The sequence below is a fragment of the Jannaschia faecimaris genome, assembly GCF_900107415.1.
In the GTDB taxonomy this organism is placed as follows: Bacteria; Pseudomonadota; Alphaproteobacteria; order Rhodobacterales; family Rhodobacteraceae; genus Jannaschia; species Jannaschia faecimaris.
Map to the genome: position 1 here is coordinate 1 of NZ_FNPX01000035.1, position 10,787 is coordinate 10,787.

Here is a 10,787-nt window from a genome sequence, read left to right on the forward strand (position 1 = left end):
CCGCCGCTCTCGCAGAGTGGCGCGCCCTCGGCGCGGCATAAGGGGCAGCTTCATTGTCCTTGCAGAGACGGGTTCGAATCCGTCTGACACCACCGGCCCGTAAGAAACCAATTGCGTAGGTCACGGGTCATCGTGATCATCCCCCTCTGGGGCAGTGGCCATGAAGTCGATGAGTCGTTGCAGGTATGTCAGGACCATGAATACGCCCGCGGCCCAGATCAACAGCTCGAACGCGGCGAACGGCGTGCCTCGCAGCCAGCGTCCTAGAACGCCGCCATCGGGGGGCAAGGCCTCCCAACCAAACAACCCGCTGCGGGGCCAGAGGTCCAGAAACCAGAAGCGTGACAGGTAAAGCAGGGTGAGGCCGGCGCAGAAAACCAGAACCAGGAGGGCGGTGTGCTTCATTCGTCGACCAGCTCCAGCGTCGTCGTGTCTATGCGCAGCACCAGTATGTCGCCACGGCGTTCCAAGTCGCCCTCCAGCGTGATGAACTGGCCCACGTGGTCATAAGCGGCATCGGGCAGACGTGTGCCGTCAGGGCCGGTGATCAGCATGAAGTCGGTGCCTTCTATGGGCTGGGTCGAGACGAAGACAGGCGGCACCCCCCCAATCAGGCAGATGTTGGCACAGGCCTTGTGGGCCAATCCGCGCCCCGGTCGCATGGCACCGTTCAGGCATTTGCCATCACAGATCTCGCCCGCGACTTTCCAACGGCCCAGCTGTTCCGTTTCCAAGACGGGTGCGTCACCCTCTGCGGCTTGTAGACCCTGACCGCCGCCGCGCAGCTGCAGCATGTCCATGGTGCCTCGTTGCAGGATGACGCCCGATGCGGTGGCCAGTTTGCCGTCGAGGCCCTTGGCCCGCGCATCCGCACCGGATTTCCCCGCGCTCGTCAGCATCAAGGTCTTGCCCGGCTTGATCAAATCGTTGCCTTCGGTCACGCGCAGCAGCGGATAGGGCGTCAGTTCGATCACGCCGGTGACCGTCTGGCGGCCATAGTCGAAACGGAACCCGGATTCGGCTGGCGCGTCCTGGGTGCCGCCGATGAGCACGCCAGCCATGAAAAAGACCCCGAAGATCAGAACCGACACCAGCAACAGGAACCCTCGCAAAGGTCCCGGAACCGGCAGGTAGCCCACGAAGAATGGCGTTTCCTGGTCGCTCACGCCATGGCCTCCACGGTGACGGGTTCGACAAAGGTTCCGGGCGGATTGGCGTCCGGCTGCACCTGGACCATCCTGCCACTAAGCCGGAGGTTATATGTGGGCAACATCTCGGTGAATGGCGCTGGCGAACGTCCATTGGTCACGTCGTATTGAAACCCATGCCATGGGCAAGTCACCAGACAATCTAGCACGCGCCCCTCGCCCAACGGCCCGTTCTGGTGGGCGCAGGCATTGGAGATGGCGTTGAGCCGATTGCCCTGTCGAAAGACCGCGACGCGGTCACCTCCGGGCAAGATGACCACCTTGGCGAAGCCGTCGGCGATGTCGGCCGCATCGCAGATGTCGACCCAACCTTCCGCGTCGAGGCCCTCAGCGTCGCCCCCCCGCATGTCCAGGAGCGCAGCGTAGGCATGCAAGCCTGCGACGGCCAAGGCTCCGCCGATGAAGATTACCGCGAAGGTCTGGTTCTGTGCGTCCTGCAGGACGCCGAGGCTGACATGGGCTACGACCGCCACGTAGGCAAAGTAGATCAGGCTGTGCAGGCGCTTCCAAACCGGCGGAGTCATGAATTTGAGCCAGAAATCATGGCTGGTGGTCGCCAGAATAGCGAGGCAGATCAGCGCGAAAACGCCGAACACCTCGAACGGGAACCCCGCCAACTGCCCATAGCTCGTATTGGAAAACAGCAGCGTTTCGTATTTGTCCGCACTGGAGAAAGCGAAATACCAGTTCAGAATATAGCTGGCATGAGTAATCGCTACGAAAAGCGTCATCACCCCGAAATGGCGGCGATTATAAAGCAGCGGCAGGAAGCGGCGGTCGATGCGCGCCAGCGGGCCGATGCACAGGATCACTGTCAACATCACGAAGGCGCAGGCCCCGAAAGCGCGGGCGTTGTGGATTTGCGCGTTGATCGGGAATTCGTGGTTGAGCAACTCGGGGCTTATGAACAGAAACATCCATAGGAACACGACGACACCCGTGAGCATGATCCCGTCATAAAGCCATTTGTTTCGGTTCCACTGGACTGGGATGTACTTGACGCTCATTGGCTGGCCTCACCCGGTGGCGGGGCCAGCCTTTCGGGGCTGATGTCAGAGGGCCACGTCTGACGGACCGACAGGCCCGCGCCGATGATCACGACGATCGCGACGGGCATGGCAAGAGCGACCCATCGATGGTTGCTCCTACGCGGACGGTACCGCTCCGGCCACGCGTCTCTCCCGGTCGCAAGCACGTACCAGCGCCATAGAACGAAAGGCCAGACCATCACGATGCCTGGCACCAAAAGGGGCCGAAAGACATATGCTCCACGCGCGTCCTCGTCCACGCGGTCGATCCCGAACGCCAGGAACGGCAGCGCGACCAACGCACCGGCCGCGCCCCAAAGTTTGACCAGCAGAAGGATCGCTTCGGCTTGGCTCACGCGATACCACCGAAGGGGATGCCGGACAGGTCCGACATGTCCTTTTTCCACGTCGTCAGGTCGTCTCGGTTGAATTTGGACAGGTGGTCGTGGCCGCAGGCACGGGCCATAACCTGCATCAATTCCACCGACGCGGCGAAGAAATTGGCCAGTTGCTGCGCGGATCTATCAACCACCAGACGGTTGACCAGATGGGGTTTCTGGCTCGCGATGCCCACGGGGCAATTGTTGGTTTGGCAGGCGCGCATGGCCAGACAGCCGATCGCCTGCATGGCGGCGTTGGAAACCGCGATCGCGTCCGCCCCGAGAGCCATGGCCTTGATGAAATCCGCCGGTTTGCGCAGGCCACCGGTGATCACGAGCGTGACGTCACTGCGGCCAAGTCGGTCAAGATGCGTTCTGGCACGCGCCAATGCCGGGATCGTCGGGACCGAGATGTTGTCGCGGAAGATGACTGGGGCCGCCCCCGTGCCGCCACCGCGCCCATCAAGGATGATGTAGTCGACGCCCACTGCAAGGGCCGCATCGATGTCATTTTCGATATGCTGGGCCGACAGCTTGTAGCCGATGGGGATGCCGCCTGTTCGGTCGCGCACCTCGTCCGCAAAAGCCTTGATCTGACTAACGTCGGTCCAGTCTGGAAAACGCGCGGGCGAAACGGCATCGGTTCCCTCCGCGAGCCCACGTACTTCTGCGATTTTGCCCTGCACCTTGTCGCCTGGCAGGTGCCCTCCGGTCCCGGTCTTGGCACCTTGCCCGCCCTTGAAATGGAAGGCTTGCACCCTGTCCAGCTTGTCCCAGCTGAACCCGAACCGGGCTGAGGCCAGCTCGTAGAAATAGCGGGAATTCTCCGCCTGCTCTTCGGGCAACATGCCGCCTTCGCCCGAGCATATGCCTGTCCCCACAAGCTCCGCGCCGCGCGCGAGCGCTATCTTGGCGGGTTCCGACAGGGCCCCGAAGCTCATATCGGACACAAAGAGCGGGATTTTCAGTCGCAGCGGTTTTTGAGCGTTCGGCCCGATGACGACATCGGTGCCGACATCATGGTCATCGAGAAGTGGCGGCATGGCGAGTTGCGCTGTCAGCATTTGGATGTCGTCCCAATCGGGCAGGTCGGCCCTGGGTACGCCCATGGAATCCACGATGCCGTGGTGCCCGGTTTTGGACAGGCCGTCCCTGGCATAGCGCTGGATCATCCCGTTATAGGGTTCTTCGGTCGTCCCATGGGTCGGATCGGCATAGAGCCCAAGATAAGCGTCGCGGTCGTAGGGCTGCGGGTTGGCGTGGCCCCAGGCGTTGATCTCGTCGGCATCCACCAGTACGTCGTCGCCTTCGACCCAGCTCTCGAACTTCGGCAGTTTTTCATCATTTGCATAGGCAGATACACCGCTGTCGAGCCGATAGTCCCAATTGTGAACGCCACAAATCAGGTCATCACCACGCACATAGCCATCCGACATCAGCGCGCCGCGATGAAGGCAGCGACCGTAGAACACCGAAACCTGATTGTCGAAACGGACAACCACGAGGTCCACTTCGCCGACGATGGCATATTCGGGATCGCGGTCGGCAAGTGCGCTGAGCTTGAAAATGGCTGTCTTGTTCATCTACGTCCCCGATTGTCTTTCGCCGTCCAGAAGCATGCACCACAACATTCTTGATCGTACGGCCTCTCGGTTGCGTCCCTATAAAATTGCGCATGCCTGATACTTCCCCAAGACGTTAGCTTGCCGGTGTTGTCAGAGCAACTTGGCATAAGGGGATGGTGGCACGCCTCCTGCCAGCCCCGATTACCGAATATTTCCGTTTCAGATACTTGTAGACGAGCCACGAGATTGTCCGCATCTGGTCGCACAGGTTCGGGGCGTTGTTCGCTGCCGAGATCCGCAAGCGTCGCATCAAGAAAATGAAATCCAACCGCTAACGGTGGCACTTGGATGAGATTTTCGTGAAGACAAACGGCGAGCGACATTATCCGTGGCGCGCGGTCGATCACGAAGGCGAAGTGCTTGAGAGCTTCGTTACGAAGAGCCGCGACAAGAAGGCCGGCTGAAATTCCTCAAGAAAGCAATGCGCAAGCACGGCCGACCGGAGGTTATCGTCACCGACCGGCTCCGCTCCGACGGTGCCGCCTTGAAGGGGATCGGTGCGGATCCCCGACAGGAGACTGGCCGTTGGTTGAAAAATCGGGCGGAGAATTCGAGCTTGCCGTTTCCACGGCGGGAGAGGCCGATGCTCCGTTACAGGCGAATGCGACGTTTACAAAAATCCGACGCTATCCACGCTTCCTTCAACAATCACTTTAATCAGGAACGCAGCCTCTCTAGTCCACCCAATTTCTAGCTGATCCGCGCCGCTGCTCTTCCCGACTGGCGTGGCCTTCGCGCGCTAGAAGGGGCAGCATCTCTGCCCCAGCAGAAGATGGTTCGACTTCGGCTGACGCCACACGCGCTGGATGTTGTTGATTTCTGTCAAGGTGACATGTGCCCGGGGTCAATAGGCTCTCCAAGAGGAGGGCAATCATGACCTGTCCGACAGTGTCCAAGGACGATGCAACACGAGCGGCAGCAAATCTGACGGATGCGGTCCGCGCCCGATTTAGCTGGGATGACGCGCGCGACAAGCTGGACGGATTGCCGGGTGGCGGGCTTAATATTGCGTATGAGGCGCTTGATCGCCACGTCGCTGCGGGCCATGGCGATCAGGCCGCGATCCGCTGGCTCAGCAAACACGGCAATCAGCGCGACATCACCTATGCCGCCCTTGCCAGCGATGCGTCCCGTTTCGCAAACGTGCTGACCCAGCATGGCCTGAAACCCGGCGCGCGGGTTTATTCGTTGCTGGGACGGGTGCCAGAGCTCTATGCTGCGGCCCTTGGCACGCTGAAGGCTGGCATGACATTCACCCCGTTGTTTGCCGCATTTGGCCCCGAGCCGATCAAGTCGCGGATGGAGATCGGTGAGGGCAACGTTCTCGTCACTACGGCGGCGCTATACCGCAAGAAAGTCGCCCCTTGGCGCAAGAAGCTTGGTTCACTGAAGCTCGTGCTGATCGTGGGCGATGGCGGCCTGCCCGAGGATTGTGTGGCGCTACGCCCGGAGATGGATGCCGCCGCCGACACGTTCGAGACGGCGAGAACCACGGAAGATGACGTGGCGCTGATCCATTTTACCTCTGGCACGACCGGCAAGCCCAAGGGTGCGGTTCATGTGCATGGCGCGGTCGTGGCCCATGCCGCAACGGGGCGCTTCGCGCTCGACCTGAAGCCCGGCGATATCTACTGGTGCACGGCTGATCCAGGCTGGGTCACAGGCACGTCCTATGGCATTATTTCGCCCTTGGTGAACCGGGTAACGATGATCGTCGACGAGGCGGAATTCGACCTCGACCGCTGGTACGGCATCCTGCAAAACGAAGGTGTACAGGTCTGGTATACTGCGCCCACTGCGATCCGCATGCTGATGCGGGCGGGTAAAGACGCTGCGAATTCCTATGATTTCAGTCAGCTGCGGTTTCTCGCAAGTGTCGGCGAGCCCTTGAACCCCGAAGCTGTTATCTGGAGCAGAGATGTATTCGGCAAGCCGTTCCACGATAATTGGTGGCAGACCGAGACAGGCGGTATCATGATCGCCAATACCGCCGGAATGGACATCCATCCCGGCTCGATGGGCAAGCCCTTGCCAGGCATCGATGCCGGGATCGTCAGTCGCGAAGATGGCAGCGTGCGCGCGTGCAAGCCGGGCGAGATCGGCGAATTGGCGCTGCGTCCCGGCTGGCCTTCGATGATGCGCAGCTACCTCAACGAACAGGCCCGCTATGACAAATGCTTTGTCGATGGCTGGTATCTGTCCGGCGACCTCGCCTTACAGGACAAGGATGGATATTTCTGGTTCGTTGGCCGCGCCGATGACCTGATCAAGTCATCGGGCCATCTTATCGGACCGTTCGAGGTGGAAAGCGCGCTGATCGAACATGAGGCAATCGCCGAGGCCGCTATAATCGGCATCCCCGATGAGACGGCTGGTGAGGTTGTGAAAGCCTATGTCGCGTTGAACCCCGGTTTCGAGGCGTCCGAGGCGTTGGAGCGGGATATCCGGGGCTTTGCGCGACATAGGCTTGGCGCGGCCGTTGCGCCGCGTGAAATCGTGTTTCGCAAACAGCTTCCCAAGACCCGATCGGGCAAGATCATGCGCCGCCTCCTCAAGGCCCGCGAACTTGGCCTGCCCGAAGGCGATGTTTCCACGCTGGAGGCAGATGAGAAATGAAAACAGGGATAAAACCGCATCTAAGCCGGGACCATGTGCAAGACCTGTTGCGGGGGATGATCCGTATCCGCCGCTTTGAGGATAAATGCGCCGAGCTGTACACGCGTGAAAAAATCCGCGGCTTCCTGCATCTTTACGATGGTGAGGAAGCGGTGGCGATTGGCGTGATCCCGGTTCTCGAAGCCAGTGACCGTATCGTCGCAACCTACCGCGAGCACGGACATGCATTGGCGCGCGGCGTCGCAATGGGGCCGATCCTCGCCGAGATGTATGGTAAGGCCAACGGCTGTTCGGGCGGGCGCGGCGGGTCGATGCATCTATTCGACGCGGGCAGCAATTTCTACGGCGGCAATGCGATTGTCGGCGGCGGCCTGCCGCTGGCGGCGGGCTTGGGACTGGCAGATCGGATGACCGGCGAAAAGAACGTTACCGCCTGTTTCTTTGGGGAGGGTGCCGTCGCCGAAGGCGAATTTCACGAGGCGATGAACCTGTCCGAACTTTGGGATCTGCCTGTGCTCTGGGTCTGCGAGAACAACGGCTATGCGATGGGATCGGCGCTGGCGCGCACGGAATCGCAGACCGACATCCATGCCAAGGCCGCAGCCTATGGCATCGAAAGCGAAGTGGTCGATGGAATGGACGTCGTCGCCGTCGAGGCAGCCACCCGCCGCGTGATCGCGAAGATCAGGGAAACAGGGCGCCCGTATCTGCTGGAGGCGCGGACCTACCGTTTTCGCCCACATTCGATGTTCGATGCTCAGTTGTATCGCGACAAGGCCGAAGTCGCAGAGTGGCGCGAAAAGGGCCCAATCGTGCGTTTTCAGGGCTGGTTGCTGAAAAACGGTTTGATCCAAGAAGCAGATATCGCCGGGATAACAACTGAGATCGACGCCGAGATCGCCGAGGCGGTGGCATTCGCCGAAGCCGGAGCGTGGGAACCGATCGGGACCCTGACGAAACACGTCATGGCCGAGCCCCCCGCCGTGCCGCCCGTCGCGCCCGAGCCTGCGAAAGACACAATTGAAACGACCTACCGCGAGGCCGTCAAACAGGCGATCCGCGAGGCGATGACAAAGGATGATCGCGTTTTCCTGATGGGCGAGGACGTCGGTGCCTACGGGGGCTGTTACGCGGTTTCCAAGGGGTTGATGACGGAATTTGGTGAGGACCGTATCCGCGACACACCGCTGTCGGAATTGGGCTTTACCGGCGCGGGCATCGGCGCGGCAGCGGCAGGAATGCGGCCTATCGTGGAACTGATGACAGTCAACTTCTCCATGCTGGCGCTGGATCAGATTCTGAACACCGCTGCCACCATCCGGCACATGTCGGGCGGCCAGTTCGGCTGTCCGGTGGTGATCCGCATGGCGACCGGCGCGGGCAAGCAATTGGCCGCGCAGCACTCCCATTCGCTGGAAGGGTGGTATGCGCATATTCCGGGGCTGAAGGTGCTGGCACCCGCGACAATAGAGGATGCTCGCGGCATGCTGCTGACCGCGCTCGAAGATCCCGATCCGGTTCTGATCTTTGAGAACGTCATGCTGTACAACATGGCCGGCAAGATCGCCGCAAACGCCGGTGCCGTCGAAATCGACAAGGCCGCGATCCGGCGGCCGGGCAAGGATGTATCTCTGATCACCTATGGCGGCTCGCTCTTCAAGACTCTGGAAGCGGCCGAGGAGTTGGCCAAAGAGGGGATCGACGCAGAAGTGATCGACCTGCGCATATTGCGCCCGCTTGATGAGGAGACCATCCTGGCTTCGGTTAGGCGGACCCGCCGCGCCGTGGTCGTGGATGAAGGATGGCGCACCGGCTCACTTGCGGCCGAGGTATCGGCGCGGATTACCGAAGGCACCTTCTGGCGGCTTGATGCCCCGGTGGGGCGGGTCTGCTCTGTCGAAGTGCCGATCCCCTATGCCGCACATCTGGAACAAGCCGCGATCCCGCAGCCCGCCGGCATCGTTGCCGCCGCGCGTACGGCGATGGGAAAGGGGTGATCTGATGGCCGTTTTCGCCATGCCCTCGCTCGGGGCCGACATGGAGGCGGGCACTCTGATCGAGTGGATGATCAAGCCGGGCGACACCGTCACCCGGGGCGATGTGGTCGCGGTGGTCGAAACCCAGAAGGGCGCGATTGAAATCGAATGCTTTGAGGAGGGTACGGTCGAATCCCTCGACGCAGAGATCGGGACCACGCTTGCTGTGGGCACGCCCTTGGCAACGATCCGGGGGCCCGGCGAAGACACTGCAACCACGGCCAGGCTCGCAGCGGAACCCGAGGCTCCCACCAAGCCGGAAGCCGAAGCAAACGCACCCGCTCAATCCGCCCGACCTGCCGAAGAACCGGCACCGATGGCTTCAACGCCAGTGACCATGGCGTCAGCGCCGACCGTTGTGCAACAGGCTGGCCAAGCCCCCTCCGCGTCTCCCGCTGCAAGGGTACGCGCCGCCGAGCTCAGGATCGATCTCGCGTCGCTTTTTGGCACTGGACCCGGCGGCGCAATTCTTTTGGAGGATGTCGAAGCTGCGGAACCCGCACCGGTCAGGGACGCGCCCGCAAAGGCCAGCGCCAAGCCTGGGCTTGATATGGCCGCGATGCGCAAGGCTATCGCCAACGCAATGGCCCGTTCAAAACGCGAGATCCCGCATTACTACCTGACGCAGACCATTGACCTGCAAGCCGCGATCAACTGGCTTGCCGCGACGAATGCAGAGCGCACGCCCGATAAGCGCCTCTTGACGGCGGCACTGTTCGTCAAGGCCTCTGCTCTTGCCGCCTCACAGGTCGCGCAGATGAATGGTCACTACGATGCCGAAGGTTTTCACGCCGCAAAAAGCGTCAACGCTGGCGTCGCGGTTGCACTGCGCGGTGGCGGCCTTGTGGCACCTGCACTGCATGATGCCGAAACCCTGCCGCTTGACACCCTAATGGCGCGGATGCGGGATTTGGTCGTACGCGCGCGCAGCGGGCGGCTGCGATCTACGGAAATGACCGATGGAACGATCACCATCTCTGCGATGGGCGACACCGGTGCCGATGCTATGGCGGCCGTGATTTACCCGCCGCAGGTCGCCATCGTCGGCTTTGGCGCACCGGTTGCCCGGCCATGGATAATTGGTGACACGATCACCCCACGGATGACCGTTACTGTTACGCTTTCCGCCGACCACCGTGTCAGCGACGGACGTCGCGGTGCCAAGTTCCTGGCTGCAATCGACGCCGCACTACAGACTCCGGAGGCCCTATGACCGATGCAGACATCCGAACAGCCTTTCTGGAAGAACTGACGCAGATCGCCCCGGACATTGAGTTGGGCGAAATCGGCGAAGAGGATCACCTGCAAGACGATCTGGAACTAGACTCGATGGATTTCCTGACCCTTGTTACCGCGCTTCACCAACGACTCGGCGTCGACATACCCGAGATAGACTATCCGAAAATCGCCACTCTGGCGCGCGCGGTCGCATATCTGAAAGGGCGGATCGGCTGACGCCCTTCCGCGCCATTAAGTATCCGGTCCCAACCGTCGGCACTTGGCGTTGTCCCGGCTTTATGCGCCCTGATGGCCCAAATAGTTTGCCACGATCATTGACGAAGGGATGATGCTTCATCGCGCGAGGCATCTGTCCGGCCATCAGGATGGGGTCGTCTTTTCAGCGGATGATTTGGGCCGCATGCTTGCGATTATCCGCCCTCGGACCCGCTGGTCTGCCAGGATCGACTTGGCATAAGAAGCACTTCTGCGGGTCCTGTCAGAGCAAGTTGGCTTGAGACGGAGTAGCGAGCCCCCCTGCCCTGCCCCGATGACCAATCGCTCCCCATTCAAGTACTTCGAGACGAGCCCCGAGATCATCCGCCTGTCCGTGATGCTCTATGTCAGGTTCCCGCTTTCGCTTCGCAACGTCGAAGATCTTCTGCACGAGCGTGGT

General features: G+C 61.2%; 9 protein-coding genes and 2 pseudogenes. 6 read left to right on the forward strand and 5 right to left on the reverse strand.

Features of this window, described 5'->3' with window-relative positions:
- Window positions 1–120: 120 nt before the first annotated feature.
- From BLV27_RS18515 to BLV27_RS18535, 5 genes are read right to left on the reverse strand one after another with little or no spacing between them, the layout of a single operon-like run.
- Window positions 121–405 carry a hypothetical protein gene (locus BLV27_RS18515; RefSeq protein WP_092647963.1) on the reverse strand — a complete coding sequence of 95 codons (285 nt, stop codon included), beginning with the start codon at window positions 403–405 and terminating at the stop codon, window positions 121–123.
- On the reverse strand, window positions 402–1,166 hold the full coding sequence (locus BLV27_RS18520) for a hypothetical protein (RefSeq protein WP_092647964.1): 765 nt from the start codon (window positions 1,164–1,166) through the stop codon (window positions 402–404). The genes BLV27_RS18515 and BLV27_RS18520 overlap by 4 nt, the downstream gene beginning before the upstream one ends.
- Entirely contained in the window at window positions 1,163–2,215 is a 1,053-nt protein-coding gene (locus BLV27_RS18525) for a Rieske 2Fe-2S domain-containing protein (protein ID WP_092647965.1), read from the reverse strand. Before BLV27_RS18525 ends, BLV27_RS18520 begins: the two co-directional genes overlap by 4 nt.
- A complete protein-coding gene (locus BLV27_RS18530; protein ID WP_092647966.1) occupies window positions 2,212–2,592 on the reverse strand; it encodes a hypothetical protein in 381 nt (126 codons plus the stop codon). The genes BLV27_RS18525 and BLV27_RS18530 overlap by 4 nt, the downstream gene beginning before the upstream one ends.
- The gene (locus BLV27_RS18535; protein WP_092647967.1) at window positions 2,589–4,199 is read right to left on the reverse strand and encodes a glutamate synthase-related protein; all 1,611 of its coding nucleotides are present in this window, start codon (window positions 4,197–4,199) and stop codon (window positions 2,589–2,591) included. The genes BLV27_RS18530 and BLV27_RS18535 overlap by 4 nt, the downstream gene beginning before the upstream one ends.
- 218 nt (window positions 4,200–4,417) lie before the next feature.
- Here BLV27_RS18535 and BLV27_RS19955 point away from each other — a divergent pair.
- The 6 genes and pseudogenes from BLV27_RS19955 to BLV27_RS18570 form a co-directional block, all read left to right on the forward strand.
- Window positions 4,418–4,935: pseudogene (locus BLV27_RS19955) on the forward strand (DDE-type integrase/transposase/recombinase); the annotation flags it as partial.
- 179 nt (window positions 4,936–5,114) lie between these two features.
- On the forward strand, window positions 5,115–6,857 hold the full coding sequence (gene acsA, locus BLV27_RS18550) for an acetate--CoA ligase (RefSeq protein WP_092647970.1): 1,743 nt from the start codon (window positions 5,115–5,117) through the stop codon (window positions 6,855–6,857).
- Complete coding sequence (gene pdhA / locus BLV27_RS18555) at window positions 6,854–8,854, forward strand: pyruvate dehydrogenase (acetyl-transferring) E1 component subunit alpha (protein WP_092647971.1); 2,001 nt, start codon at window positions 6,854–6,856, stop codon at window positions 8,852–8,854. The genes acsA and pdhA overlap by 4 nt, the downstream gene beginning before the upstream one ends.
- A gap of 4 nt (window positions 8,855–8,858) precedes the next feature.
- Complete coding sequence (locus BLV27_RS18560) at window positions 8,859–10,106, forward strand: dihydrolipoamide acetyltransferase family protein (protein ID WP_092647972.1); 1,248 nt, start codon at window positions 8,859–8,861, stop codon at window positions 10,104–10,106.
- Complete coding sequence (locus BLV27_RS18565) at window positions 10,103–10,348, forward strand: acyl carrier protein (RefSeq protein ID WP_092647973.1); 246 nt, start codon at window positions 10,103–10,105, stop codon at window positions 10,346–10,348. Before BLV27_RS18560 ends, BLV27_RS18565 begins: the two co-directional genes overlap by 4 nt.
- Window positions 10,349–10,661: 313 nt before the next feature.
- Window positions 10,662–10,787 (forward strand): annotated as a pseudogene (locus tag BLV27_RS18570) (IS6 family transposase); the annotation flags it as partial.

Coding starts and splice junctions, on each gene's coding strand:
- BLV27_RS18515 (WP_092647963.1), bottom strand. CDS start 405: ATGAAGCACACCGCCCTCCTGGTTCTGGTTTTCTGCGCCGGCCTCACC.
- BLV27_RS18525 (WP_092647965.1), bottom strand. CDS start 2,215: ATGAGCGTCAAGTACATCCCAGTCCAGTGGAACCGAAACAAATGGCTT.
- BLV27_RS18535 (WP_092647967.1), bottom strand. CDS start 4,199: ATGAACAAGACAGCCATTTTCAAGCTCAGCGCACTTGCCGACCGCGAT.
- acsA (WP_092647970.1), top strand. CDS start 5,115: ATGACCTGTCCGACAGTGTCCAAGGACGATGCAACACGAGCGGCAGCA.
- pdhA (WP_092647971.1), top strand. CDS start 6,854: ATGAAAACAGGGATAAAACCGCATCTAAGCCGGGACCATGTGCAAGAC.
- BLV27_RS18560 (WP_092647972.1), top strand. CDS start 8,859: ATGGCCGTTTTCGCCATGCCCTCGCTCGGGGCCGACATGGAGGCGGGC.
- BLV27_RS18565 (WP_092647973.1), top strand. CDS start 10,103: ATGACCGATGCAGACATCCGAACAGCCTTTCTGGAAGAACTGACGCAG.